22 protein-coding genes and 1 pseudogene are annotated in these 26,439 nt (G+C 54.4%); 3 read left to right on the top strand and 20 right to left on the bottom strand.

Annotated features, from left to right (window positions below; translation table 11 throughout):
* Window positions 1-13: 13 nt before the first annotated feature.
* Window positions 14-286, bottom strand: a complete 273-nt coding sequence (locus tag NO876_RS11160) for a hypothetical protein (protein WP_256421760.1) — start codon at window positions 284-286, stop codon at window positions 14-16.
* 466 nt (window positions 287-752) lie between these two features.
* Here NO876_RS11160 and lhgO point away from each other — a divergent pair, with 466 nt between their 5' ends.
* Window positions 753-1,961 (top strand): L-2-hydroxyglutarate oxidase, encoded by a 1,209-nt coding sequence (gene lhgO / locus NO876_RS11155; protein WP_256421759.1) that lies wholly within the window; start codon window positions 753-755, stop codon window positions 1,959-1,961.
* A gap of 820 nt (window positions 1,962-2,781) precedes the next feature.
* Here lhgO and NO876_RS11150 read toward each other — a convergent pair.
* From NO876_RS11150 to NO876_RS18120, 17 genes and pseudogenes are all read right to left on the bottom strand, one after another.
* Window positions 2,782-3,573 (bottom strand): IclR family transcriptional regulator, encoded by a 792-nt coding sequence (locus NO876_RS11150; protein ID WP_256421758.1) that lies wholly within the window; start codon window positions 3,571-3,573, stop codon window positions 2,782-2,784.
* A gap of 588 nt (window positions 3,574-4,161) precedes the next feature.
* The gene (locus NO876_RS11145; protein ID WP_256421757.1) at window positions 4,162-5,535 is read right to left on the bottom strand and encodes a dihydrolipoamide acetyltransferase family protein; all 1,374 of its coding nucleotides are present in this window, start codon (window positions 5,533-5,535) and stop codon (window positions 4,162-4,164) included.
* Between the two features lie 6 nt (window positions 5,536-5,541).
* Window positions 5,542-6,516, bottom strand: a complete 975-nt coding sequence (locus tag NO876_RS11140; RefSeq protein ID WP_256421756.1) for an alpha-ketoacid dehydrogenase subunit beta — start codon at window positions 6,514-6,516, stop codon at window positions 5,542-5,544.
* Window positions 6,516-7,496, bottom strand: a complete 981-nt coding sequence (locus tag NO876_RS11135; RefSeq protein ID WP_256421755.1) for a thiamine pyrophosphate-dependent dehydrogenase E1 component subunit alpha — start codon at window positions 7,494-7,496, stop codon at window positions 6,516-6,518. The genes NO876_RS11140 and NO876_RS11135 overlap by 1 nt, the downstream gene beginning before the upstream one ends.
* 143 nt (window positions 7,497-7,639) lie before the next feature.
* Window positions 7,640-8,716: a glycerol dehydrogenase gene (locus tag NO876_RS11130; RefSeq protein WP_256421754.1), complete on the bottom strand. Its 1,077-nt coding sequence runs from the start codon at window positions 8,714-8,716 to the stop codon at window positions 7,640-7,642.
* On the bottom strand, window positions 8,713-9,849 hold the full coding sequence (locus NO876_RS11125; protein WP_256421753.1) for a zinc-dependent alcohol dehydrogenase: 1,137 nt from the start codon (window positions 9,847-9,849) through the stop codon (window positions 8,713-8,715). Before NO876_RS11125 ends, NO876_RS11130 begins: the two co-directional genes overlap by 4 nt.
* 292 nt (window positions 9,850-10,141) lie before the next feature.
* Entirely contained in the window at window positions 10,142-11,587 is a 1,446-nt protein-coding gene (locus NO876_RS11120) for an ABC transporter substrate-binding protein (protein ID WP_256421752.1), read from the bottom strand.
* A gap of 183 nt (window positions 11,588-11,770) precedes the next feature.
* Window positions 11,771-12,808, bottom strand: a complete 1,038-nt coding sequence (locus tag NO876_RS11115; protein WP_256421751.1) for a zinc-dependent alcohol dehydrogenase — start codon at window positions 12,806-12,808, stop codon at window positions 11,771-11,773.
* A 5-nt stretch (window positions 12,809-12,813) separates the two neighbouring features.
* Window positions 12,814-13,776: an NAD-dependent epimerase/dehydratase family protein gene (locus NO876_RS11110; protein WP_256421750.1), complete on the bottom strand. Its 963-nt coding sequence runs from the start codon at window positions 13,774-13,776 to the stop codon at window positions 12,814-12,816.
* Between the two features lie 54 nt (window positions 13,777-13,830).
* The gene (locus NO876_RS11105) at window positions 13,831-14,829 is read right to left on the bottom strand and encodes an ornithine cyclodeaminase family protein (RefSeq protein ID WP_256421749.1); all 999 of its coding nucleotides are present in this window, start codon (window positions 14,827-14,829) and stop codon (window positions 13,831-13,833) included.
* A gap of 104 nt (window positions 14,830-14,933) precedes the next feature.
* Window positions 14,934-15,656 carry an ABC transporter ATP-binding protein gene (locus tag NO876_RS11100; RefSeq protein ID WP_256421748.1) on the bottom strand — a complete coding sequence of 241 codons (723 nt, stop codon included), beginning with the start codon at window positions 15,654-15,656 and terminating at the stop codon, window positions 14,934-14,936.
* Between the two features lie 4 nt (window positions 15,657-15,660).
* Window positions 15,661-16,365, bottom strand: coding sequence for an ABC transporter ATP-binding protein (locus tag NO876_RS11095; protein ID WP_256421747.1), 705 nt, complete (start codon window positions 16,363-16,365; stop codon window positions 15,661-15,663).
* A gap of 1 nt (window position 16,366) precedes the next feature.
* A complete protein-coding gene (locus NO876_RS11090; RefSeq protein ID WP_256421746.1) occupies window positions 16,367-17,392 on the bottom strand; it encodes a branched-chain amino acid ABC transporter permease in 1,026 nt (341 codons plus the stop codon).
* A 1-nt stretch (window position 17,393) separates the two neighbouring features.
* Window positions 17,394-18,311, bottom strand: a complete 918-nt coding sequence (locus NO876_RS11085) for a branched-chain amino acid ABC transporter permease (RefSeq protein WP_256421745.1) — start codon at window positions 18,309-18,311, stop codon at window positions 17,394-17,396.
* Window positions 18,312-18,447: 136 nt separating this feature from the next.
* Window positions 18,448-18,864 carry a VOC family protein gene (locus tag NO876_RS11080; RefSeq protein WP_256421744.1) on the bottom strand — a complete coding sequence of 139 codons (417 nt, stop codon included), beginning with the start codon at window positions 18,862-18,864 and terminating at the stop codon, window positions 18,448-18,450.
* Between the two features lie 73 nt (window positions 18,865-18,937).
* Window positions 18,938-19,309, bottom strand: a complete 372-nt coding sequence (locus tag NO876_RS18125; RefSeq protein ID WP_390277915.1) for a hypothetical protein — start codon at window positions 19,307-19,309, stop codon at window positions 18,938-18,940.
* A pseudogene (locus NO876_RS18120) lies at window positions 19,306-19,529 on the bottom strand (hypothetical protein). The gene NO876_RS18125 and the pseudogene NO876_RS18120 overlap by 4 nt, the downstream one beginning before the upstream one ends.
* A 328-nt stretch (window positions 19,530-19,857) precedes the next feature.
* On the opposite strand from NO876_RS18120, the gene NO876_RS11070 reads away from it, so the two are divergent.
* Window positions 19,858-20,265, top strand: coding sequence for a universal stress protein (locus tag NO876_RS11070; protein WP_256421743.1), 408 nt, complete (start codon window positions 19,858-19,860; stop codon window positions 20,263-20,265).
* Between the two features lie 146 nt (window positions 20,266-20,411).
* Window positions 20,412-21,869, top strand: a complete 1,458-nt coding sequence (locus NO876_RS11065; RefSeq protein WP_256421742.1) for an aldehyde dehydrogenase family protein — start codon at window positions 20,412-20,414, stop codon at window positions 21,867-21,869.
* A 744-nt stretch (window positions 21,870-22,613) separates the two neighbouring features.
* Here the strand turns inward: NO876_RS11065 and NO876_RS11055 are convergent.
* Together NO876_RS11055 and NO876_RS11050 are read right to left on the bottom strand one after the other, a co-directional pair.
* Entirely contained in the window at window positions 22,614-24,161 is a 1,548-nt protein-coding gene (locus NO876_RS11055; protein WP_256421741.1) for a sensor histidine kinase, read from the bottom strand.
* Between the two features lie 85 nt (window positions 24,162-24,246).
* Entirely contained in the window at window positions 24,247-26,052 is a 1,806-nt protein-coding gene (locus NO876_RS11050; protein WP_256421740.1) for a PAS domain-containing protein, read from the bottom strand.
* Window positions 26,053-26,439: the final 387 nt, after the last annotated feature.

The following is a 26,439-nucleotide window of genomic DNA, read 5'->3' as shown; positions in this document are numbered from 1 at the left end:
CGGGGGAAGGTCATTAAGGAAGGGCGGCGGTGAACGCCGTTAGATTGATTCGGACTACGTCCGCACGGCCTTCGCGCTCCGTGATCGATTTGATGACGACGATGTCGGTCAGCGAGAGCAGATGCACGTGGAGATTGCCGTACTCAGATGACTGGTCGCACCGTTCGATCATCGCCGGCGTCAACTGAAACTGGCCAGCGACCGTCTCCACGAAGCTGTCCCAGCGTGGAAACCCTTCCTTCTCGAGCACGAGACTGGGATCGAGCTGGTTGTATGTCGCTTCCAAGTCACCACGCTCCTCGTATCCTTGGTCCTGGAGCGATTCAGCGACTGCGAAGAACGTCTGTCCGTCCGCAGCGATAAAAATAGTAAGAATCTCGATTAGTATATTATTAGATCATAATATACATAATTGGACGGAACCCACACACGCCTGGTCCAGCATAAAACTCATTGAGAGTGTCTCGGAAAAAAGCGAGAAACCACGGAACAAGCCGGGTGGAAATATCGGAATCACGAGACGTGGGGCTAGTTCCGTGAATCGATTCCCACAGCGGCGGTGGCTCACCAGAGATACTAACATACATAATATTATAAGTTGGTTGTATTATCAATTTCTAGTGGGAATCTCACCTGTGTTCTACTTGAGATTCTGAACGCCGGGCGGAGCGGTCCTCCGAACCATCACCAACGATAGCGGTTACAGAATCCAAATTATGATTACTCGTGGTGCCAAACACTGCTATATACGGATGAGCAAGTATGATATTATTGTTGTCGGTGCCGGTTGTGTCGGCTGTTCTATCGCCCGTTCGCTCGCGGCAGCATCCGACTTAGGCGTCGCTGTGGTCGAGAAGGAACATCACCTAGCTCAACACCAATCTGGTCGGAACTCGGGCGTCCTTCATCCTGGATTCAATTACGAACCTGGATCGCTGAAGGCCAGATTTGCAACCGAGGGAACCAGACGGATGAAGGAGTACGCTGCGAAGAACGATGTGCCAATCGATGAGTGCGGCGTACTCGTCGTCGCCCAGTCCGACGCCGAGGAGCGCCGGCTCGAACAGTTGCAGGAGCAGGCAACAGAGAACGGTGTCGAGACGGAATTCCTCCGAGGACCGGACGCCATTGCGGAGTACGAGCCACACGTCGCCGGACAGGCGGCGCTGCGGGCGCCGGGGGCTGCCTCCATCGACTCCCAACAGTACGTCTACTCGCTCGCCCGGGATGCAGAGGCCGCTGGAGTCGACATTTACACCGACACCCGCGTCGACGATGTCGTCCAGACCGCGGGCGGGTTCCGCCTTGCGACGTCCACAGGAAGCCTGACCGCGCGTTACGTGGTTAACGCCGCTGGCCTGTACGCTGATAAACTCGCCGCGAAGTTCGGCGTTGGCGAAGACTACCAAGTGGTTCCCTTCCGAGGGGAGTACTACGAGGTCGTCCCGGACAAGCGAGCCACCTGTCAGTCGATGATATACCCGACCCCAGACCCCGAACTCCCCTTCCTAGGCGTTCACTACACGAGACGTACCGACGACAAGGTGATCGTCGGCCCCAACGCTGTGTTGGCCTTCGGGCGCGAGGCGTACGACAATACCACGATCAATATTTCGGAGCTGGTGGAAACACTCGGTTTCCGGGGGTTCCAGCGGTTGATCTCGAATCGGAAGATGATTCAGGTCGCTTGGGACGAGGTGAACAAGTCTTACCGCAAGCGTAAATTCGTGGATGCGGCACAGCGCCTTGTGCCCGGCGTTGAGGCGTGCGACCTGCGGCCAAGCTTCGCGGGTATCCGCGCCCAAGTCGTTTCGTCCGACGGCGAACTCGTGAAGGACCCGCTGTTCAAACACGGCACGAATTCGACCCACGTCCTCAATGCCGTCTCTCCCGGGCTGACCTGCTCGCTTCCCTTTGGCGACCACGTCGCCGAGAGTGTGCTTGAGAACTTCGACAGCTGAATTGTGGTCAGGGCGACCGGACCAGTAACACAACGCCAACGCGTAGCGGCACGATCGATTCGAGAAAGCAGGCTTGACACGAGACGACGCTGGCTTCGGAAATACCCCATTATGCCGAAAAATCGTCTGTGGGATGTCGGAGTTGTCATAGAGGCCTGCAACCTCGAACTGTGTCCGAAGACGGCAGCGTTCTCGAGGTATTTTGTTGGCTAACTACTATGTGATTCCAGTGGAAAGAGATTTTCTCATAAGGTACTCTTATGTGACCAATGCGAGGGCGACTGTTGCACCCTGTCCACGGATGTTTTTTGCTCTCACAAAAACGGACGATCTGATTTTTCCTATCTAAGATGTGAATTTCATATGGATATTCTATACAGTTTTTGTACATTATACTCACTCTACTATGATCTGGAACCAGTTAGATGACGGCTGCTAGCCAGCCACATAATCGTACTACCACTATTGTCCACAGATTGGATCTTATCCTGGTAGAGCCCTTTGAGAGTACCAAACTACACAGAACTGTGAATGAAGTCGGTAGCACTCCCGGACACACGTCTCTAGACAACAATAAAATTACAAACCTACATTTGTAATAATACTTGCAAAATTCGACAAAATCGACCTCGGGCGAATCTCTGAGCAGAATTGAAGTCGGCTCCGAAGCAGAAGGATCTCCCTCAAACAGTAGGGTGTTACAACTATATGTCTGTAATGGCCGATCGGTGCTAACCAGTAGTGCAACCCGTTTTGACGAATGTTCCGACAACGCATTCAAAGCCGAGTCGAAAGCGTACTATGAGACTACCACCATCGCTCACCGATGAGCATCTGAATTTAGGTTGATCTCGGTCACTTCAACTGCCTGCAGGACTTCGTTCTTGAGTGTCTCTTCCAATCGGTCCCCGTTGAGCCGTGAAGGGGGGCCTGAGACACTAATTGCTCCGGCGACCGTTCCATCAACTCTCATCACAGGCGCCCCAACAGCCCTCATACCGAGCATTTGCTCTTCGTCGGATATCGCGAAGCCTTGCTCGTCGATTTTCTCGAGTTCCGTAAATAGTCTCTCTGGGTCAGTGATCGTGTTGGGGGTGTTCTTCATCAGACCGGATGATTCGATAATAGATTCCACTCGATCTCGAGGGAGTTTAGAGAGGAGGGCCTTCCCCGACGCAGTACAGTGAAGGTGCCGTATTAACCGGTCTCGCTTCCGGGCGTGATATTCCACGCCAATAGCGTTCGTCCCGTATACCTCGTATAAGAGAAGGACGAACCCCTCGTACTCCTGCATCAGATGAGCGGCTTCACCTGTCTCCTCCGCAAGAGAGTGTAGCGGTTTCCGTGCCGCTTGATAGATGTTGAGTTGGTTTCGTGCTCGTTCCCCGAGACTAATGAGGCGCCGATTCAATTGATATTTATCCCCACTCTTCTCAACATAATTATGCTTTCGGAGCGTCGCTAAGTGAGTATGCGTCGATCCTGGAGATAGATCAACTGCAGCGGCGATCGCGGAAAGCGAATTCGGACCCGTAGAATAGAGGAATTCGAGGATCGAGAGGCTATTGTCCACCGATTTTATCGTTCGTCCCCCATCTTCGTTTGACGCCATATCCCCTTGTTTGGGGGGCCCAATCTTATATTTTTGGTATCGCCAAAAAGATAGCTGCTTTCAGAGCCTGCCGTATTCTATTGAGTTCGAGGACCGGAGCTCGTCATATTTCACATATAAACCACGGAGGAGGTCGCCCAATACTGTATGAATTTCCGTGACGTTTTGGCGATGGCAAAACCCTGCGATCTATTCTGGATAATCAAACGCCCACATTGTGGCCTGTGTCGATTCAATTGTTCCACTGGAGGTGAAATTCATAATCTATATTCCTAAACCGCCTCTGGAAGTTCGATAATAATCCGGTTTGCAGTGGCTGAATCTACTAAGAAGAGTAAAACCACGAGACCGAAGGGGCACGGTGAACGTAACCTCCGTTCTGCATAAGCTGATGAGTCACCCAGTAGGCCGCACGCTGCTTCGGAATGTCGTCCTGTATGGCCGGTTGGAGATTTCTTGGATCTGGTCGACAGCGATCCAGACATCAATTCCAGAATACCCTCCCCCCGATTGACGAGCAGAACCGCCTACCGTTTGCGGTGACCCGCTGTTACAGGGAGCGCGTGCTCCCCGGAATAGACGAATCGATTACTGGAGCACTGATTTAGGCGATTCCAGCTTGGATTTGACTGATTGAAGAAACCCGACCGCTTCGGCGCCTTCAATAACTCGGTGGTCGTAGGTCAGACACAGATGCATATATTTCCGCGGGACCACTTCCCCATCAACGACCCCGGCGTCTTCGAAGATCTTGCAAACACCAAGTATCGCGGTCTGAGGGTGGTTGATCTGGGGTGTGTTGATATATGCTCCTAAGCTACCAGCATTCGAGATCGAGAACGTACCGTTCTCGAGGTCTTCTGGCTCGAGCTCCCGGTTATTGACCTTCGCTGCGATCTCTTCGATCGACCGAGAGAGCTCCTTGACCGAGGAATCCTCTGTGTCGTATATCGTCGGAACGATCAATCCGTCGTCGCTGTTCACGGCAATCCCGAGATTCACTTGATCGTATACGCGTAGGACGTTCTCTTCTTCCACGTATTCGGCGTTCAAGCGGGGGTGTTCCGGCAAGGTCTGTGATACCGCTCGCGCGGTAAATGCTGTGAGTGAGAGTGAATCTCCCTGTTCGTTTACCCAGGTGGTTTTCAGATCGTCATATAGGTCGAGTAGGGACGTAACATCGACCCGTGCGGCAGTCGTCGTACTCGCGTAATTCTTCGCGACACGACTCATTTGATCGAACATTACCTTCTCTCCACCAGTAATCGAGATCTCCTCGGCGACCGGTAGACCAGTCTGGTCGGACTTTTGTGTGGGTTCAGACTCTGTCGGTCGTTCCTCGAGGTACTTCTTGATGTGGCGTTCTTGGATTCGGGATTCTCCTAATGTCTCGCCGACCTCCTGGATGTCGACACCCTCCTCTGCAGCGACCGTGCGCGCCCACGGTGATCCAAGAATCTCGTCTCCAGTCTGCTGAAGCGTCTCAGCAGTTGGTCCTGCAGGGTCGTCTGATATATACTGCTCAACCTCCTTCGGGGTCACTCGGTTCACACCGAGCTCAGCACCGACAGTTTCGATATCAACACCGACTTCGCGAGCCTTTCGTCGAGCGGTCGGTGTTCCTCGAATAATGCCGTCAACTTCGTTGGATTCGGCATCCGGTTCGACTTCTCCCTCGGATTCAGACGCACCTTCAGCAGGTTCCTCTGTTTCTGGGGGCGTTTCACCTTCTTCACCAACCCATCCTAACACGGTTCCAACGGCGACTGTCTCGCCTTCCTCGACTTCCGTTCGCAGTAGCACTCCATCTTGGTTGGCGGCTACCTCGCCGACCATTTTTTCCGATTCGAAATCCAGAACCGGGTCGCCTTCTGAGACAGACTCACCAACATCGAAGTGCCACTCCAGTAAGAGGCCCTCTGTCATCCCCTGACCGCTTTTTGGAAGCGTAAGTTTCTGCATCTGCGATCACTCAAGTGCATCGATGACGGCTGTTTCTACATCCTGTGCCCCCGGCAGATACATCTGCTCAAGGTTCTCTGCGAACGGAACCGGCGTGAAGGGTGCACCGACGCGTTTTACTGGTGCATCAAGATAGAACAGTGCTTCATCTGCGACTTCACTTGCAATCTCGCCCCCGATTCCCCCGAATCGAGCGGCTTCATGGACGACAGTGAGGGCGTGCGTTTTCTTCACCGACTCGATGATGGTTTCTTTATCAAGGGGCATAACGGTCCGGGGGTCGATGACCTCACAGTCATAACCCTGGTTTGCGAGTGACTCAGCCGCGTCAAGGGCGACGTCTACCATCCCCCCGATGGCAACAATGGTCATATCCTTGCCGCTTCGCTTGATGTCAGCTTCGCCGATTGGGACTGTATGGTCGCCATCCGGAACCTCGCCTGAGAGGTCATAGCGCTGCTTGTTCTCGAAAAAGATGACTGGGTCGTCATCGCGTACCGCAGATTTGAGAAGGCCCTTGTAGTCCGCGGGCGTCGAAGGTGCGATCATCTTGAGTCCGGGAACGTTCTGGAACCAAGAGATTGGGTCTTGACTATGGTGGAGGCCGAACTGGTCCCCGGCTCCGTATGTGGTCCGAACTACGAGCGGAACGCTGGTATCATCGCTGTAGTTGAAATGCATCTTCGCAGCATAATTTATCAGATGGTCCGCAATGATAGACAGGAAGTCACCGAACATAATTTCGACGACGGGACGCGTTCCTGTGAGAGCAGCACCGACTGCGGTGCCTCCGAGTGTTGTCTCAGAGAGAGGCGTGTCGAAGACGCGATCTTCGCCGATTTCGTCTCGCAGTCCCTCTGTCACCTGATAAAGTCCGCCATAGTCGGCGACGTCCTCGCCATAGAGAAAGACACGCTCATCGCGCTTCATCTCTTCAGCCAGTGCTCGGTTGATGCTATCTCGAACAGTTAATTCAGTCATCAGCGGACACCTCCGTACATGTCGACGTCAGTATCTTTGTACACCTTGTACATCGCCTCTTCATCCGGTAAAGAGTCTTCTTCGGCAAATTCGAACGCGTCTTCGATATCTTCCATAAGGGAATCCCGTGTCGATTCGAGCCAATCTTCGTCTACGATGGCATTGTCAAGAAGGTAGTCACGATGGAGTTCGACGGGATCGCGCTCCTTCCACTCTGCAATTTCGTCCTCGTCACGGCGTTCTGGGATGACTTCGGCGTGGGGCCGGTATCGATAGGTTTTGGCCTCGATCAGCGTTGGACCGTCCCCAGAACGTGCTCGCTCGGCTGCCTCCGATACCGTGTTGAGGACCTCGTCAACGTCTTGGCCGTCAATGACCTCTTTCGGGAGATTATGACCCGACATTTCACTGATGTTCTCCTCAGCTGCGATCACGTCGAGGGCCCGGGTCTCTTCGATCCACTGGTTGTTCTCCAAAACGAAGATAACCGGGAGATCCTCGACAGCCGCAAAGTTGAGTGCGGTATGGAACTCTCCGCGCGTGGCTGCACCGTCACCGAAGAAAACGGCTGTCACGCGGTCCTCACCGAGTTGTTGTGCGGTGAGCCCCGCGCCAGCAGCCACGTTGAGGTGGCTTCCGATCATACCGGTGGTACCCATAATGTTGGCCTCTGAAGATCCGAGATGGTGTTGAGTCGTACGCCCCTCAGTGGGCCCCGATTCCGTCCCGAACATCCCTGTAACGACATCACGTAATGAGAGGCGCATCAGCGTGACCGCGCGTGTTCGCAAAGACGGGGCGAGCCAGTCATCTTCTTCCAGAGCGAACACCGTGCCTACCCCAACAGCCTCTTGACCCAAACTCAAGTGTGGTAGTTCGGGAATGCCACTGTCCTCGTATACCTCGAGGACTTTTTCCTCAAAAAGCCTATTCAACAATAGATTCTCATGGAGGTCTTTTCGCTCCTCAGGCGCTACCATATCATCTACTTCCGCGCCCCCTCCAAATAGTTTTCCACTAAAATCCGTTTTCGTCTCGTGACCGCAATCAGGTCGATCGAGTCAAGATGTGTCGGATGGTCAATCCAGACACACTTCCTTGACCGGTTAGAGAGTCACGGGGGTCAGTACCGAGCGATGAGCTCGTCAGCTGTTCGAAGAGCCGCAGCCGCTCGTCCAGGGGTGACGTTCATCGGCTCGTTGCCCATCGTCGTATCCTCACTACAAGCGTTCTTGGCAACTATCTCGACAGCCGCATCGTCGATTCCGAAATCAGTGAGACGCCGGTCCAAGCCTAATGTGTGATAGACATCCAGTGCTGAGTCGAGAATGTCTGGCTCACGGTCTTCGAGCACTAGTTGGGCGATGGTGCTGAACGCGATCAAGAGCCCGTGTGGGGCGTCGGCATCTGTCTTCGAGAAGCCTTTCCCGAACGCGTGGGCAGCAGCGAGTCCCCCGGACTCGAAACCAAGACCAGAGAGCAACGTGTTTGTCTCCACGATGTGTTCGAACGCGGGAGTTACAGCGTCCCGCTGGTTCGCAGCGATTGCGGACTCCCCATAGGACCGGAGGTTGTCAAATGTCGAACGAGCGAGAGTCAGTGCAGCACCGGTTGCGTGGGCTCCAGTGTGCGTCACTTCACTCGATCGTGCGACTGCTTCGGCCTCGAAGCGGGTGGCGAAGGCATCCCCCATACCGTATCGAAGGAACCGCGTCGGTGCTTGGACAATTACGCCCGTGTCGACTAACACGAGGTCTGGATCACGGTCTCTGTGAACGTAGTCGTCGAAGTTACCGTCGTCGTCGTAGACGACCGAAACCGAGCTGCAGGGTGCGTCGGTACTCGCGATCGTTGGCACAGTGACTAGCTCTGCATCAAGGGCGTCGGCAACCGCCTTACTCGTGTCGAGCGCAACTCCGCCACCAACACCGACGATTGTATCCGCTGCTGCGGCCGCTGCTTCATCAACCAGAGAATTGATCCGGTCGAATGTACAGCTATCCACTCCCGGTTCGATAGCGGCGACGTCCAGTCCTGCCGATTCGAGTCCGACTTGGAGATCTGATTCCGTCGTCGAGAGAGCCGTCTCGCCTCCGAGGACGAACGCAGTCGTCCCCTGTAGCGTCCTGAACGATTCCTCTGTGGCGATAACGCCGTCACCTTGCACGTAGGCTCCAGGGGCGAGGAGGTGCTTTCTCATACGCCGAACGGATGAATCGTGGCGCGGTAGGCTTCGCCGCTCTTTTGAGCCTCGTAGGCCGACTCGGCATCATCGAATCCGGCCTTGTGGTTAAACAGCGTGTCGAAGGGGACATCGTCTTTGAGCTGGTCAAGCAGCGACAGCGACGTTTCGAACTGGTTCGGGGGATACGCGAGGCTGCCTCTGATATCGATGTCCTTCTGGACCACCCGGGTCGGATTGACTTCGGCTTCACCGCTGTACGCGTAGTGACCCACTTCCACGAGAGTGCCCCCATCGCGGGGAAGTTCAATCCCCTGGCTGAACGCAACAGGAATGCCTGCGGCCTCGATAGCTGCATCAGGTCCGACGTTTCCTGGCGTGAGTTCTTTTACTGCCTGTATGAGATCGTCATCGCCATCATACTGGGTCAGGTCCACCGTGTGGGTCGCACCGAACTCTTGCGCTAACGAAAGTCGTTCTTCGATGGCGTCAACCGCGATGATCTGACCAGCGCCGGCGGCTTCGGCGGCGCTCATCGCGAGGAGGCCTACTGGGCCGGCACCTTGGACAGCGATAGACTTCCCGATACCGATCCCCTCACGCGCGTCTGGGATTCCAGGGCTGTAGGCCCGTTCGAATGCTCGCGTCGCGACTGAGAGTGGTTCGGCGAGCGCCCCGAGTTCGATATCCATCTCGTCCGGGAGTTTGTAAAAGCTGGAACGGCCGTCGGCGATCATATACTCACTGAAGCCACCGTGGACGCCCTGCCGGTAGTCAGTACCCAAGAACCCATAGACATCGCGGTTCTTACACGTGGTGGGGCGGGTCGGTACGTTGTTGCAGTACCAACACTCACCACAAACGATACCCGGGACAACCGTCACTTTGTCACCTTCGGAGACGGGCTCCCCCTTCGCGTCCGTGTCCACGTCGTCTCCTAAGTCCTCGATGACGCCGGAAAATTCATGCCCCGGGAGTACGGGGAAATCAAGATCCATCCCCCCATCGTACATATGGACGTCTGAGCCGCAGATTCCGCTGAGTTCTACCTTGACGAGAATATCTTTGGCGCCAGTCTCTGGCACTTCGAGGTTTTTGACTTCCAATTCGCCAGGCTCTTCCATTACGAGCGCACGCGATTTCTGTGGCATACAATCAGGTAAGTTGCATCACCGCGACTTGACTTTTCCCCTTTTTGGTTCTCGTTGCCGTAGGTCTGCTGTGATACTAATCCAACCGAATCACTGCGACTTTGGCTCCCCGAGACCGGCTAAGGCGATGAAGAAACTACTCACGCAGCCAGGAGTTCCATCGGGGTGATGCATAGGAACCTATGGACTCAGTAAATGAATCTAAGAGTGCTAAAATCAAGGAGAGAGATCAGCTACCGCCAAAATACTACGAGAACATAGCGGCCGAAGAGAGGTCAGCGCAACCCGATATTTACGATTCCTGCGTGTAATCCGGTCGCGGGATGTTCTTGACGTCCGCGAACGAGAGCCGTCCCTCCTCGGGATAGAGCGTGTACAGGTCAGCCGTACCGTCATCCCGGTCTGGGTGCCAGATGTCGTCCGTGTACGTGTCTTCCTGCCACTGATGGCCGGTCACCTTTGTTCGGGTGTTCTGGAAGTTTTCGCTGTCGAATTTCACACCCCAAGACGTCGCACTCGTACCGATTTCTCGTTCAATCCCGAGTGCAGCATCTTGCATCGCACTGAGTGAGAAGCCGGACGGGTCGTCCAGATTCTCCAGCGTGTCCAACAGGACGTTCATCCCGAAGTAGTTACCCAGCGAGTGTCCCGACAGTGGGGGCTCGTCGTATTTCTCACGGTACTTCGCAACGAACTCTGCGATCCCAGGCGCGTATTCAGGATTCGTGTTGTACTGCGTGAAGTCCTGGTTCAAGACCCCCATAGCGGCCGTCGTTCCGATGTTCTCGACGAACGCCTGTAGTGAGTAACCTCCACCGTTGCCGATGGCTGCCGGGATGTAGTTCCCGAGTGACTTACTCTGATTCCACAGGAGGTAGATATCAGAGGAGTACCCAGTGTGGTTGAGGAGGTCAACGTCCGCACTCTTGAGGGTCTGAATCGTCGAGGAGAGGTCGCCGGTCGACGCGTCGTATTCAATGTCTTCGACGACGTTCATCCCCTCCTGTTCGGAGAGTTCTTTGACTGTCCCGCCGACTGAGTTACCGTAGGCGCCGCTTTCGTACATCACGGCGACGTTGAGTTCACTGGGGTCTTTGTCCAGGGCGGGGGCGACGACGTCCCTCGCGGTTTGGACGCCGGACGTCCCGAAGAAAGAAGCCTGCGGGTTCGTCCTGAAGACGTTGCCCGGGTTCTCCTCGGTAATAACGTCCGCGACGGCTCCAAGCTCCCAGTATGGGAGATCGTAACCTGCTGCTCGCTGGCTGGCCGCCCGCGAGATCGTGCTCGAGTACGAGCCGACGACGACCGGCACATCCTCGACGGTCGCGAGGTTCTCAATGGTGCTCACACCGGAGTCGGCGTCCGGAGCGTCTTTCGAGACGAGGTCTATCTCTCGACCCTGCACACCACCATTCGAATTCCGCTCTTCAACAGCGATTTCCACGCCACGGAGACTCTCTTCTCCTAACTGTGCGAGGTTGCCGCTGAGCGGGAAGAGTGCTCCAACCTTAATCGGATCACCGCCGCTGTTTGTGTCTCCGTTGGCCTGATTGGTCGTCTGTCCGCCACTACCGTCGCCGTTGCTATCCCCACTGCTGCCGTTGTTGCCACCACTACTGCAGCCTGCGAGCCCCGTCGTCAAGGCGAGGCCGGAAGCCGTAGCTCCTTTGAGGAATCGACGGCGATTGGTCTCCGGACTACCTGATTGGTTGCTATCTACCATGTTGTTCAATATCACTTCATTAGAGTACCTACATAAATGTTGTTATCAAATACCGAAGGGAGACGAACATACTGGTCAAGGAGATTCGAGGTTACGATTTTCTTCGAGGCCAGTTATCGGCTGGACCCACGAAAAACAGTCGAGACGATGGCTCTTTCTATTTCCCTTTTTGAAGGGTTTCCACGGAGTCGAACGAAACTAGTAATCGAGGAGCGAAGTCTCGAGAATCGGTTTAATGACCTCTCCATCCGCGAATGATCGGAAGGCCCTCTCGACATCGTCCGGTTCGTAAGACTGCGACATAGCATCGAGTTCGTCGGGAACGCCCTCCATAATTTCTAAGGCGCGTTCGAAGTCAGCGGGTGTTGCACCATAGGATCCACTCACACGCTGTTCCTGACGCACGAAGTCGGGGGTTGGTATATCGAGACTTCCCGAGGGGATCCCGATAACCACTGCCTCGCCATTCGGACGTGCGGCAGCAATTCCGTCCGTCAATGCACTCGTGGACCCGGTCGCATCTACAACAACATCGAAGCCACCATCCGCATATTCATTTGCACACTCGGATGTCGACGTAGTCTCGAGGTTAACGGTCCTGATCCCGAGATCTTCTAGCACCGCAAACCGAGGTTTGTCCCTCGACAGTCCACCAACGGTGACGTTCGCAGCCAGAGTGTCCCCGATTAGGGCACTAAATGCACCCATCGGACCTGCGCCCAGTACCAGTACGTCGTCACCAGTCGTTAGATTAGTTCGATGTAACGTTGCACGCGCAGCAACTGCCATCGGTTCAGCCATAGCTGCTTGCCGATGAGTAAGGCTGTCGGGGACGCGGTGGAGTGAATGAACTGAGACGACACTGTAGGGTGCGAACCCACCATCAAAATGGAAGCCGGTAATCTCGAGGTTCTCGCATACGTGAGAAGCGCCATTTCGGCACGCGTTGCAGACTCCACACGAGCGGAGTGGCCGCTCAACGACTCTGTCACCCACGTCAAAGTATTCGATGTCTTCACCGAGATCACTGATGACGCCGACGTACTCGTGGCCCGGCACGCGAGGGGTTTCGACGAAGTCGTATGCCGACTTACGGTGCCAAGCGCCGACATCGCTACCACAGATACCCGTAGCCTTGATTTCCAGCTGGACCTCTCGAGGTCCAGGGTCTGGTATTGGGGCCGTGCTACGTTCGAGTGACCGTTCTCCGTCGTCGGCGAAGATGATTGTCTCCATCGACGTTACACCGGGTCAAGCCCCGCATTCTCTCTGACTACGTCGATGTAGGATTTCACGCCGCGTTCGAGATCATACTCTGGGTCATATCCGATTTCTTCCTTTGCTGCATTCATCTCCATGTGGTGGTTCCATACTGCGGTCCCCTCGTCTGTGAGCGTAATGTCCGCGTCTGGCAGATACTCACGGACGATGTCCGCAACTTCGGTGAGAGTCGCCCGCTCACCACAGACGTTGTACACGCTATAAGATAGCTCAGATTCGGGGGCTAACGTCGCCCCATAGAAGGCAGCCCCCGCATCGGTAGCATATTGCCAATCGAAAACGAAGTCGCTCGGTCCCACCGTCACGGCGTGTTCACGTGCTGGCCCCTCAATGACCTGCGCATATGCCGAGGCACTACCCGATTCCCGGTACGGCCCGTAAACGAGCGTCGGCCGCAGTCCGATTAGTGAGAGATCATAATTTTCTCGATAAAGATCGGCTTGGTGTTCGTTATACTCCTTCGCGGCTCCGTACAGTGTCGCGGGATAAACCAAGTCGTCCTCATCGACATCTGGATCATCGTACTTGTGCTGCGGCGCGTACACAGCAGAGCTCGAGGCCCATACAACTCGTTCAATTTGATCATCGAAGACGCGTGCGGCCTCGAAAACCGTGTTCGTCCCCTTGATGTTAATGTCGATTGATTTCCGGGGGTACTGATTCGAGAGGTTCGTCAGGAACGCTGCCAAGTGGATGATGTGGGTAGCACCCGTTTCCGTAACAGCCTCGAAGACACTCGTCGTCTCGGTAATGTCACCCTCAATAACCTCTACTTGGTCCGCAATACCGAGTTTCTCCAGAATTCGGCTATCGGCGTTAATATCGAATGCAACGACCGAATCACCGTTCGAGACGGCCTCTGCAGCAGTATATGCACCGATAAACCCAGTACCTCCGGTAATGAGTATCGTGCGGTCACTCATAATTAGACCTCAGCCACCACCGTTATAAATTTAGATGGTAGCCGCCGGGCGGTGTTAGTTTCCGATCATCGCTTCGCTGGCCGGGTAGGACCGCAGGGTAGTTCCGAGTCCCTCCGCGAGTGCTTTCTCGTAGAGCATACTCGCAGCGCCGATCGTCTCGATGCCGGTGCCACCGCTGTCGAAGACAGTCACCTCATCTGCAGACGTTCGGCCCGGGACGTCACCGACGACGACCTCGCCAAGTTCACCGTGGACGTGATCGTCGTCGATGGCCCCTTCCTGACGTGCCTGAATAAAGGATCCCGCATCCTGCTGTATCCGTTCACGTAGGTCTGGGACGTACGTCGCCCGGGAAATCGTATCAGCATCTAATTCGCGCTTTTCTGGATCGTACTGTCCCATCGCCGTGATATGGGTGCCGTCCTCGATGTCCTCGTTGGCGATGACCGGTTCAGAGGCGGTTGTCGCCGTGATGATGATGTCAGCATCTCCGACAGCAGTGGTGCTATCTGGAACAGCCTCGACGGTGGCATCAAGTTCCTCGTCGAAATCGGCTGCAAACGACTCCCTGTTCTCTCGCGTCGGTGAAAAAACGCGGACAGTTTCGAGATCACGCACGGTTGCCGTCGTAATGAGTTGGCCTCGGGCTTGCGATCCAGTCCCGATGATGGCCAATTCTCTCGCGTCGTTCCTGGCGAGTTCATCAACTGCGACAGCTCCGGTTGCCCCCGTTTTGAACGGGTTCATACTCGCGCCGTCGACGATTGCCTGCAGTTCACCCTCATCGGCATCGAACAGCGGCGTCACGAACCACGCATCGCTCGCACCGAAGCCAGCCGCGTACATATATCCACCCATATACCCCTTCTCGGGCAGAATTGCCAGATATCCCGTCATCATACCGGGAGTGTCGTCGCGAGTCAGTTTTGTGCGCGGTCGGGCATCGGCCCCTGCCCCACGCTCTGCGTAGGCTTCACGAACTGCATCGACGTATTCTGCGGGCTCTGCGAGATCGGCGACGTCCATCCCGTCGAGATAGGTAATATCCGACATAGAGGGAGACACACAAACGCCACTAAAAGATATTGTGCTTCCGGAAGGAATCTGGGTGGAAACGATTTCGACGAACGAGAAAACCTGCTCGTTAGCTGAGAGAGTTACTGACCGAAGTACGCGGACCGAACCGCGTCCGTATCACGCAGTTCCTCGGTCGGGCCCGAGGCAACTACTTCTCCCGTCTGCACCACGTAGCCGCGGTCAGAGATGTCAAGTGCTAACTCGGCATTCTGTTCTACGAGCAGGATCGTTTGACCATCGTCCCGGAGATCCTCTACGATACCACCAATCGTCTGGACAAGCTGGGGTGCTAACCCAAGCGATGGCTCGTCCATAAGGAGAAGATCGGGATCAGACATTAGCGCACGTCCGATGGTCAGCATCTGCTGTTGGCCTCCAGAGAGGTCCTCAGCGTTATGCTCCAAGAGATCCGGTAGCTGTGGGAAGTAATCGTACACCATCTCGAGGTCCTCCTCGACAGCTGCGTCGTCACTCCGGTGGTACGCGCCAGCGTAGAGATTCTCCTCGACAGTTAGCCCAGAGAAGAGCATACGACCTTCTGGGGCCTGCGATATCCCCAATTTAACGATTTCGTCGGGCCCCTTGCCTGCGATTTCGTCCCCTTTGAACGTGATCGATCCGACCCTTGGTGAGAGGAGTCCCGAGATCGTTCTCAGCGTCGTCGTTTTCCCTGCACCGTTTCCGCCAATCATCGTGACGAGTTCACCCTCGTATACCTCGAGGGATACCCCGAAGAGGGCCTGCGTCTCGCCATAGAACACTTCGATGTCGTCGACCGATAGTAGCGTTTCTTTATTACTCATGTTTTCACGTTCCTAGATAGACTTCGATAACCTCATCGTCGTTCTGCACTTCCTTCGGTGTCCCTTCAGTGAGTACTTTTCCTTCGTCCAAGACGATTACTCTGTTCGAGAGACCCATCACAACCTCCATCACGTGTTCGACCATCAGGATGGTGATGCCCTGGTCATTGAGCTTTTCAATGACGTTGACCAACTTACCCCGTTCGTCTGGGTTGAGACCGGCAACGGCCTCGTCGAGCATAAGAAGGTCGGGATCTGTGGCAACAGCTTTCGCGATCTCGAGCCGTTTCAGTTGGCCGACGTTGAGGCTGTTGGCGGTCATCGAGTAGTCGCCCTGAAAGTTCACTCTGTCGAGAGTGTCGTTGGCCTTTTCCATAGCGGCCTGCCGACCTTTACCTTCGCCGAGTGCCCCGACAACTACGTTCTCCGTCACAGAGAGCTGATTCAGGGGTTTTGGAACCTGGAAGGTCCTGGATACACCCTTCTTCGAGATCTCGTGGGGCGCGAGGTTGGTGATATCTTCGCCTTTGTAGGTAACCGTCCCATTGCTTGGCGTGTAGAAGCCAGTGATTAGGTTGAACAGGGTCGTCTTGCCCGCTCCGTTCGGACCAATCAATCCGGTGATTTCACCTTCTGGGATCTCGATCGAGACATCGTCCACTGCCACGACACTTCCGAACCGCTTTGTGAGATTTTCAGTCTTCAGCATCTTACTTCACCTCCGGGAGAGTATTGTCAATCCATTCGCGAACGAACGAGAGCCGAGTCACGAGACCCTCTGGCGCGTAGATAATGACGACGATCAATATCACGCCGTAGCCGATGTACGCGAGCGAACCGAGATTTCCGCCGAGAACCGTCGTTACGTATTGCTGAATGGGTACCATAAACAGCGTACCGACTATCGGACCGATGATGGTCCCCATTCCACCGATTAGTGTGATCAGGGCGTACTGAATCGAAAGGTCGAGTGAGAAGGCACCCGACGGAGACACGTACGTTCCGTAGACAGCGTACATCCCTCCGGCGAGTGCTGTCATAGCTGCACTAAGAGCGAACCCGTAGATCTTGTAACGCGTCGTGTTAACTCCGAGTGCCGCCGCCGCATCCTGGTCCTCTCGAATTGCGAGGAGGTAGTACCCCAGCTTCGAGTATCGGACCCACGTGGAGATCAATATGCAGAGGCCGAAGATGGCGAAGAAAATGTAGAAGGCGATCACTCGGTTCCCGACGAGATCCGCGAGCCAGCTGGCAGGGGTGACGGACTGCCCGATCGCACCACCGGTGAAGTCGCCGAAGAATAAGACTAGATATAGCATTCCTTCGACGACTGCAATGGTTGCCAGCGCGAAATAGTGGCCCGACAGGGTGAAAGTTGGATACCCCACCAGAACTGCTAAGAGCACTGAAAGGATGATTCCCACGGCGAGTGCGACGAAGAAGCTCTGTCCATAGTTATTAACCAGCAGTGCCACAGAGTAGGCACCGAATCCGTAGAATACCGCGTTCCCCAGTGCGAACTGGCCGCCGTATCCTCCGATGATGTTCCAGGCAATTGCACCGATCCCGGTGATAAACACCAGGATTAGGATGTGGAGGATATAGTTCGTTGCGAACAATGGGAGTGCAAGCGCGACTAAGAACACAAGTAGGGAAAGGTACCCGGAGGGTTTCCCTACGGCCTTGGTGATCTTCCCGGCGATGCTATCTGTCGATGTTTGTTGTTTTTGACTCATCTCAGGAGCTTTCGTTTGAGGACGCGATATTAGCGATCCGGCTCAGGAGGCCTTCATCAGAGCCGCCAAGGTGACCGGTAGCGCGAAGCACGAGGACGGCGATGAATATCGTGTAGTAAACCGGCGCACTCAATGTCGGCTCGTAAAAGAAGGCCACGGCAGCGTCGACAATCCCAATGAGCATACCGGCCCAGAGGACACCGAAGACGTCGCCTAACCCGCCGAGAACGACGACAACGAACGCGATCAATACGTAATTAGCCCCGACCGTCGGCGTGGTCGAGTAGATCGATGCCATAACCGGGCCAGCGACACCGACCAACGCGATCCCGAGTCCGAAGGTCACCATATAGACGACCTCACTGCTCATACCCATGAGCTCCGCAGCCTCCTTATCCTGTGCCGTCGCCCGAATGGCGAGGCCAATTTTTGTCTTTTCCAATAACAGGTACATTCCAAGCGCAGTCAGCAGCGCGATGACGAACCCATAGACGCGCACCTCCTGGACGGGAACGCCTAGCAGCGACATACCGCCATAGCCTGCTTCGATGCCTTTGGGATCGGTACCGATGAAGTAGTGGGCGAAGTTCTCGAACACCCAAATGAGCCCGACCGTCGCGAAAATCTGTGCGAAGTCAGGTTCGTCAATGATCGGGTGAATGATGAGCCGCTCACTGATCACGCCGAAGACGAAGAACGCTGGTGCGACCAACAGAATGGACAAGAACGGGTCTAGCCCAAGTATCTGCCAGGCGAAGTACGAACTGTACATTGCAAGCATGAGGTACGCCCCATGAGCGAAGTTCACTACGTCCATCACGCCGAATATCAGTGAGAGCCCCATCGCGACGAGCGCGTAGACCCCACCCGTGAGGACTCCATACAGTATTATCTGTGACAGGATGTCTGCCTGTACCATGAGATGGAATATCTAGAACTACCTTAAATATCATTCTATATGATTCCCAATAGGAGTGGGGGTAGCGAGGCGGTCTCTTCAGTCAAGAACCGTTCCGATGCTAGCCGATCTAGAAAGTGCGTACGCGGAAAATTCTCTAATTGGATACGATCTCGACGAGGTTATTTTCTGGGTCACGAAGAAACACGATTGTAGTGCCGCTAGGAGTCGTGACGGGTTCACTGACGGTATCGACGTTACTGAGCCCTTCGTAAAACGCACTCACATCATCATATGAGACGGCAATGTGAACTGACCCAGGGTCAGCGACACCGCTCACCGGTGTCGGCTCGTGTGCGGGCGTGTATTCGACCAGTTCGAGGAGGACGCCCCCCATTGAGAGGCGGGCGAACTCGCCTTTGGTGTCTTCGACGCCGAGACCCTTCGAAAACGCTTCACCGGTGAGAGTGAACTCCTGAGTCACCTCGAAGTCGAGTGTCTCTCTGTAGAACGTAACCATTGTCTCTAAGTCTTCGACAGCTATCCCAATGTGGTGAGCAGTTGGTGATTCCATGACGGAACGTATGACGAACCTCCTATGAGTGTATTGTGTTCTGCGAATGGCTCCAACTGTCCAAACAGCTTGGTCATCGGCCGCGAAAAGCTTGTGACGCGGGTGGAAGTCCAGTGGCTCGGCGACCTGCTCGGCAACGTAGTGTCACAATGCCGTCCGCGCCGGCGCGTTCGATAGAAGAAGTGACTCCATTGCCGCGGCTTCTAATTCGAGCCAGCCTTCCCAGCGGCGGCTTGGAGTACAGCGTCCTCTCCGCCAACGTGTAAGCGACGACGGGCGAAGACGAGTACTCCCGGACGTCCCGCACGATGTCGAGGTATGGGAGAGCCGGCTTGGCGGTGAGGAAATCGGCGCCCTGTTTTACAGATAAGCACGGCGAGTGCCTCGGGGTCGTACGGAAACCTTCGATTTCCGTGATGACGAGAATCGAAGATTCTCGAATCACTTGACTCCGAGGCGGTTCACGTTTTGATCAACCTCTCGGATGGGCACGCGACGATTTCCGGGATCCATCTGGTAGTGTCGGCGGTCCCCAAAGGCCGGGGTGCCCCCGACGGCGTCTCGAAAGGGGCCGAGAAAGAGCTCTCGTACTTCACCACGTAGCTCAGAATCGGGACGTCCCCGAATCCAGCGTGGTCTAAGCGCGCTCGGATAGCCCCGACCATTCCATCGGCCATACTTGAAGGCGCAATAACGTCGCCACCGGCTTCGGTGCGAGAGCCCGTCGGCCGTAGCGCCGATAGGGGGTCTTCGTATGTATCCCCAGCATCACCTTTGAGCGTTGTTAGCAAAGGAGAGAGGAACTTTCTCGTCAGGCCGATCGACGAGGACGTTACGCAGCTTTTCTTCGTGGATTTCGATGTCCGCTTCTTGGTTGGAGTGCACATCCTCAGCAATCAGATGTCTCAACTACCCTGCTTTGTGAGGTACTGAGTCTACAAATGGGGGGTTTCCCCCGGTAGTTTATATAATGGCAAATAGAACGGGTGTGTGATGGCATATCGAATCTTGGTTCCCGTTGGAGGGGAGAACGAACGGGCTGAAAAGCAAGCCGAGTACGTCACTCGACTTCCCAGTTCTGCAGAGGAAATCAGCGTGACTCTCGTTCACGCTTTAACCGGGTCTGAGAAGGATGTCTCTGCACACATGCAGCAGCCAGATCGGTCAGAAGCAGTCAGAGCAGCGAAACGGGTGCTAGAAGATGCTGGCATTGACGTGAACACCCAAGGCGTAAGTTCTCCACCCGCTGAAGGAATCGTGTTACTAGCTAAGGAGGGTGATTTTGACGAGATCGTTATATCGGGGAAAAAGCGCAGTCCGACACAAAAAGCCATACTGGGAAGTGTTACTCAGTCCGTCGTTTTGGAAGCGGAGATCCCAGTAACCGTTATTTCCACCTAATAAAGTCGAGACATTCTACAACTACGCGAATCAAAAACGTTGAACCGTGGTTACGAGGAATTTGACTTCCTCAGAAGACCAGTAAAACAACTTTCGAAAATTGTATTAGGGATCCGTTATAGCATCCGAATACAGCGGCTGGTAAAATGTTAACTGAGAACATATACATCAACGGTGAGTGGATCGAGACGAGTGACGAAATCGCCAGCCAGAATCCTGCGAATACCCAGGAAGTTGTTGCTCGGGTCTCCAAAGCGAACCGGGAAACTGCTCAGCAGGCGATCGACGCTAGCGTCGAGGCACAAGACGAGTGGGAAAGTCTGACACAGCCAGAACGTGGTTCCTACCTTCGGGACGCAGCCGAAGTGGTCGAGGACCGGTTTGACGAGATCACGGATCTCGTGGTCCGCGAACTCGGTAAAACAGAAGGGTCCGCTCGTGGAGAGGTACAGCGGACTGTTGATCTGTTAAATTATTACGCCGAGGTGGCTCGGGACAAAGGTGGCATTGCACCTCCCAGCGCGAGTGAGCAAACGCTTACGTACACAAAGCGGGAGCCCTGGGGGACGGCAGCGGTAATTACTCCGTGGAACTTCCCGATTGCAATCCCGACGTGGAAAATCGCTCCTGCTCTGGTTGCTGGAAATACTGTCGTCTTCAAGCCTGCCTCTCTGACTCCTGGTACTGGGGCCGCGCTCGTTCGGGCGTTCGACCAAGCTGACCTTCCAGCGGGCGTTCTCAATTTCGTTCCGGGAAGTGGCAGTGAGGTTGGTGACGAAATCGTCACCTCGGATTCGGTGGATGTTGTTTCCTTCACTGGTAGCTCCGAAGTCGGAGAGCACGTCTACCAATCTGCGACCTCCGATGGAAAGCGTATCCAGACGGAGATGGGTGGCAAAAACCCCATCATCGTCGACGAAACGGCGGACATCGACCACGCCGTACAGCTCACTATTGATGGCGCCTTCAATGGAATTGCAGGGCAGGCGTGTACGGCGACGAGCCGCGCTATCGTGTTCGATGAGATCTACGAAGAGTATCTGGAACAGCTGCTCGAGAGTGTAGAGAACCTCACTGTTGCCGATCCTACGAAGTCAGAGGCCGATCTAGGACCGAAAGTGAGTCAATCGGAACTCGACAGTGACATCGAATATATCGAGATTGGTGAGAACGAGGGCGCTAATCTGGCTGTTGGAGGGGATCAACTCACTGACGGGGAATATGAGAACGGGTTCTTTGTTGAGCCGACAGTGTTTACAGATGTCGAACCGGATATGCGAATCGCACAAGAGGAAATCTTCGGGCCAGTTCTCGCTGTGCTGTCGGTTTCTGGGTTTGACGAAGCGGTCTCGGTGGCTAACGGAGTTGATTATGGCCTCACCGCATCGCTCTGTACAAACGACCTTAGCCGTACCCAACGATTCACCCGAGATATCGAGACGGGTGTCGTGAAGGTGAACCAAACGTCGACCGGCGTCGGGATGCAGATGCCCTTTGGTGGCCGGAAAAAGTCGAGTAGTGAGACATTCAAGGAACAAGGGCGCCAGGCATTGGACTTTTATTCCCACGAAAAAGCGGTCTACGTTACGCATCGTGAGGGCTGACTTGTCGCGGCTGGATACGCTCCCAGACAGGTAGAAACAGTAGAGGTCTGCCGGGGGGGTTGACACCGTGACAATCCGCACTTGAGACCTGTCGGATTTTCACGTTCTTGAATAAAGAACCCTTGACTCATCAGATGGTATCAATATCTATTCCGTCACTGGGATGTTTAGTATCAGTACCTACAAAGTGACCAACTAGGTTGCCCTGAGTGCACTCTTCTGCCCTGCCGAAGCTCGTAGTACAGATACCGCCAGACGATCTGCAAGGGTAGACTCGTCAGGACGTACAGGAACCGAACCGTCGTGTCTCACGTCGTTGCCGTAGCTACCGTTTATTTGAGCAAGCGATAGCGTGACTCCGTTCAGATATGTTGAGTCGATATCGCCGGGGCGTGGATCCCCCCAGATGTGCCCCTTGTGTGGCGAGCGTGAACGGGTTCGCCGCCATCGCGAGACGCTGACCTGTCCGTGCGGCTAGGGACGCCGCTCCGTCGCGTCACGGACGCTGTCGAACAGACAACGAAAACCGACGTCATACGGATGGCACGGACCGTGCGGTTTCAGTGGAGCGACCACCAGCGGGACCCTGTTGAGGGTGAATCGGCCGCCCCGACGCATAGCGCACAGGCTCGCAAGAGACTGTTGTGGTGTCATCGTGTCACCAGTGAGTGGACGCTTTGGGTATCCAGAGTAAATGTTGATCCGCTGATCGCTCACTTTTCGGACAGCTACGCCGAGTGTTATTCAGGATGGTCTCGGCAACCGAATCTCGATCGTGGTCCCCTGCTCAAATTCCGAGACTTCGATCTCACCATCTAACGTTGTAACGATCCAGTAGCTCAACCACAGTCCGAGCCCTCTCCCGTGGATTAGAGGTGTCTCTTCGCCTGTCTCCAGCACAGTCCGTTCCGGATCGGGAAGGCCAGGTCCGTTATCACTCACACGAACGACAACCCGAATATCAGTAACTCTCACATCAACCTCAATAGACGTAGGGTCGCCGCTATGTTTTGCAGCGTTGTCTATAAGCTCAAATATCGCGGTTTCAACGCGTGGAAGCGTCTCTGCAATGGCTGTCTCCGGCAGCTTAACGCTTATTGATCCGTCCGAATACCGCATCTCGCACTCCGATGTAACCCGTTCGACGAGTGGAACGATATCCAATGGCTCTAATTCACCCGAGAGATCACGATTCTCTTCTATCTGTTGGGCTGATTCCGTCAGAGTGAGCAACCGAGTCGCAGCAGCACTGATCAGTTTCGCCCGTTCAGCTCCGTCCACGTCAGGTTCATCAGCAATCATCTCCGCATACCCGTTAATAACAGTCATCTCGTTTCGGACGTTGTGCCGAAGGACGCGGTTGATGACGCTGATCAGCCCTTCCCGTTGGCGGCGGTCACTCGCGTCACGAACCATTACCTGTATCCCGACAATATCTTCGGAAGTTCGATCTGGGTCCGAAACACTCCCGTCGTAGATAGGAGCACCCCGAATGTCGGTATACACGATGTTCCCTGATTTAGTTTCTAACGGGAAATCTCGTGCTTCAGCCGTCTCGCCGTCCAATATTTGGGTGATTTTCTCCCACGCCCAATCGGTCACCTGTCCATCGGGATGAGCGGTTGTAATCGATTTCCCCTCAAGCTCTTCAGGTGCGTAGCCCAAGAGATCTCGTACGCTCTCTGAGGAATATATAAACGTGCCGTCAGTATCGAATCGAAACACGGAATCAAAGCTCGAATCGATGACCGCACGATAGACCTCTTCCTGTTCGTTTACTCGTTCCTCACGCTGGGCGAGTCGTTGCGCGTAGTTTTGTCGTTCGAGCGCCTGACCGGTGAGTCTAGCAACCAGTTCGACGAAGAATTGTTCGGCCTCAGTAAAGGATTCACTCCGCGGTTCGTCATCAGCAAAACAGGCCGTCCCGTAGGTTTCACCATCTACGATGACCCTCGCCCCAATATACGAACCTAGATCGAACGTCTGAACAGCGCTTTCGGAGATTGCGGATGATATATTTGCGTCTTGAATGGCGAGTGGACTCTCGAGTTCGACGGTGCGCCGGCAGTAGGCCTCATCAAGTGGGCAGCTTTCTCCTGATTGGATCAACGGATGGTCCCCAACTGCCTGGAGAATCTCCTGCCTGCCAGCAGTAATTCGTGTGAGAAAGCCGATCGAGAGATCAAGATACTCAGCACCGAGATCAAGTGCCCGGTCGATTTGAGCCTCGATATCCTCGGTGGGAGGTGTGAAAATATCATAGATCTGGGCTCGATACGTGGCAGGATCCATAGTCAATTGCCTAAGGGGTAGAGAATATACTTTTCGTGAGAGTCTATCTCGCAGTTCCATCCGGTAATAGATCCACGCAGTGAAATCAACATAAGTTGTTCAAACTGCTCGTCTTCGGAAGTTCGACAACGAAAACCGAACCGGACGGGGTGTTATCTTCTATCCACACATCTCCTCCATAGGAATCAACCAATCGTTGTACGATGTAGAGACCGTATCCTGTCCCCGGACTTTCTAAGCCTTTTTCGCCCTTACCAAAGATCAGGGTCTTCCGATCGTCAGGTATTCCCGGTCCGTTATCAGAAACACGGACAAATACATCCTCTGAACTATTTTGAACGGAAACAGTAACCGTCGGCACATCCTTATCGTTATGCTCGACAGCGTTTTTCAGTAGATTTCTGAAGACGGAATTTAACATATCATCAGCGAGCACAGCGGTCTCCGTTTGTGTCTCTTTATATGATATGTTTGCCTCAGGATATGCTGATTGAACGGCTGATACTTCGTCGGAGATCACATCGGCTACGGAGATTAGCCTCTCATCGCCCGCTTGACGAAGCATCACCTCTGCCACGTTCCGTGCCATTTCAGTCAATTCAACTGCATGTGATGATGACCGCACAATTCTATCCAGATATTCTTGGGACTCATTATCCGTCTCAACTTTCTCGATTAGTAAATCAAGATACCCCGTCACCAACTGTAAATCGTTCCGAATGTCGTGACGGAGTACCTGATTCAACATTTCAAGATCATCACGCTGCCGTTTAATACGTCTTTGATATGCTCTCTTCTTAGTAGTATCAGAGTAAATCCACATATTCCCCTCCCCGTCCGGAAGCGGATACGGAACGTACGAGCGAGATAAGGTTCGACCATCAACCGTCTGAAATTCCTCATCAAGGACGACTTCTCTGCGATCGATTAATTCACAATTCCGCTGGGTGAAGCGGTCGGGTTCGGCGAACATCTCTTTTGCGTTTTCTGCCGCGTCTACACAGTCAGAGCCGACGAGCCCCGACGGTTCGACATCGATGTTGAAAATATCGCAAAACGCTTCGTTAACCGTTAGAATATCACGGTTGGAATCTTCTACGAGTACGCCCATCGGAAGGTACTCTAATAGCGATGAGAGTACCGTGTTCGTCCACGCTAATTCCTTCTCACGCTCTTTTGTCTCCGTGATGTCTCTATTGACAGCGACAAACCCTTCGATCTCACCCGTCGCTGTGTTAATCGGACGAATCGTTTGATCAAGTACGATCCGCTCTCCAGTTTTGGTCTGGTCTACCATTTCGTAATGCCACGTTTCACCGGCTAAAATCGTATCCCACAATTCTTGGTAAAACTCGTCACAATATTCCTCCGAACGCAAAATGTTCGGCGTCGTCCCGAGTGCTTCCTCAGAAGAGTATCCAGTCAGTTCTTCGAATCTCGGATTCACATATCGTATCGTTCCGTCACGGTCGGTAATATAAATCGCGTGACCGGCGTGCTCAACCGCTTCTCGGAACTCGCGTGCACCTAATCCATCACTTTTTCGACGAGTAGTGTCGTGAAACTGCCAGTGGAGCTGCGGTTGCTCTGCCGATCCGATCTGTACGGCAAACGATGCAAAAAGGCAGTCTCCATCCGCGTGCTGTATCGGCAGTTCAATGTTGGAGATTCGACAGTCTTCACGCACTTCAGCGACAATTGATTCGAGGCGAGACCCATCATCGAGTACAAAATCATCAAACTGTTCGCCGATGACGTCGGAGCGGTCGTAGCCCAACGTCTGTAACCATAAATCATTTACAGCGACGATAGACTTAGTCAGATCAGTTGCATGGTACGGCGTTGGGAGGATTTCGTAGGAAATTGAATCCGATGCTTCTGACAGCCCCATCTTTTCAAGAAGTACGTCTACTAAGAGTTAATCAATCTTTCTGATCATCGTATTAGCGGGTCGAGTACATCGGCATACTGAGACACAGCGCATTCCGTATGTACGTAACGGCTTCGTCCCGCTCACCGCACTTCGCCCTCCGCTCGCTCACGGCTCCCGTTAGTCACCGTTCGCTGTCGAGCCGCTCCCTGCGGTCGTGCCTCGGTTCGCTCGCGACCGGCCAGTCCGGATGCTTCCGTTCCAGTCGGTGCGGTTCCTGCAGTCGTATTCAGCGTAATTCAAGGTGGAGCCTCCGGCCTCAAGGAGCGACCGAAGAGAGCGAGTAGGCCGGAGAGGAAACCGACATGGTACGACACAACCGACACACTCCAACCGATCGACTCCCAA

This window comes from Halobellus rarus (genome assembly GCF_024494595.1).
In the GTDB taxonomy this organism is placed as follows: Archaea; Halobacteriota; Halobacteria; order Halobacteriales; family Haloferacaceae; genus Haloquadratum; species Haloquadratum rarum.
Note: the sequence above shows the minus strand (reverse complement) of the source record. Positions and strands in the feature narration are given on the sequence as shown.

Coding starts and splice junctions, on each gene's coding strand:
- NO876_RS11100 (WP_256421748.1), bottom strand. CDS start 15,656: ATGAGTAATAAAGAAACGCTACTATCGGTCGACGACATCGAAGTGTTC.
- NO876_RS11125 (WP_256421753.1), bottom strand. CDS start 9,849: ATGCCACAGAAATCGCGTGCGCTCGTAATGGAAGAGCCTGGCGAATTG.
- NO876_RS11050 (WP_256421740.1), bottom strand. CDS start 26,052: ATGGGGCTGTCAGAAGCATCGGATTCAATTTCCTACGAAATCCTCCCA.
- NO876_RS11055 (WP_256421741.1), bottom strand. CDS start 24,161: ATGGATCCTGCCACGTATCGAGCCCAGATCTATGATATTTTCACACCT.
- NO876_RS11105 (WP_256421749.1), bottom strand. CDS start 14,829: ATGTCGGATATTACCTATCTCGACGGGATGGACGTCGCCGATCTCGCA.
- NO876_RS11110 (WP_256421750.1), bottom strand. CDS start 13,776: ATGAGTGACCGCACGATACTCATTACCGGAGGTACTGGGTTTATCGGT.
- NO876_RS11150 (WP_256421758.1), bottom strand. CDS start 3,573: ATGGCGTCAAACGAAGATGGGGGACGAACGATAAAATCGGTGGACAAT.
- NO876_RS11090 (WP_256421746.1), bottom strand. CDS start 17,392: ATGAGTCAAAAACAACAAACATCGACAGATAGCATCGCCGGGAAGATC.
- NO876_RS11080 (WP_256421744.1), bottom strand. CDS start 18,864: ATGGAATCACCAACTGCTCACCACATTGGGATAGCTGTCGAAGACTTA.
- NO876_RS11115 (WP_256421751.1), bottom strand. CDS start 12,808: ATGGAGACAATCATCTTCGCCGACGACGGAGAACGGTCACTCGAACGT.
- NO876_RS11140 (WP_256421756.1), bottom strand. CDS start 6,516: ATGACTGAATTAACTGTTCGAGATAGCATCAACCGAGCACTGGCTGAA.
- NO876_RS11145 (WP_256421757.1), bottom strand. CDS start 5,535: ATGCAGAAACTTACGCTTCCAAAAAGCGGTCAGGGGATGACAGAGGGC.
- NO876_RS11070 (WP_256421743.1), top strand. CDS start 19,858: ATGGCATATCGAATCTTGGTTCCCGTTGGAGGGGAGAACGAACGGGCT.
- NO876_RS11065 (WP_256421742.1), top strand. CDS start 20,412: ATGTTAACTGAGAACATATACATCAACGGTGAGTGGATCGAGACGAGT.
- lhgO (WP_256421759.1), top strand. CDS start 753: ATGAGCAAGTATGATATTATTGTTGTCGGTGCCGGTTGTGTCGGCTGT.
- NO876_RS11095 (WP_256421747.1), bottom strand. CDS start 16,365: ATGCTGAAGACTGAAAATCTCACAAAGCGGTTCGGAAGTGTCGTGGCA.
- NO876_RS11130 (WP_256421754.1), bottom strand. CDS start 8,716: ATGAGAAAGCACCTCCTCGCCCCTGGAGCCTACGTGCAAGGTGACGGC.
- NO876_RS11085 (WP_256421745.1), bottom strand. CDS start 18,311: ATGGTACAGGCAGACATCCTGTCACAGATAATACTGTATGGAGTCCTC.
- NO876_RS11135 (WP_256421755.1), bottom strand. CDS start 7,496: ATGGTAGCGCCTGAGGAGCGAAAAGACCTCCATGAGAATCTATTGTTG.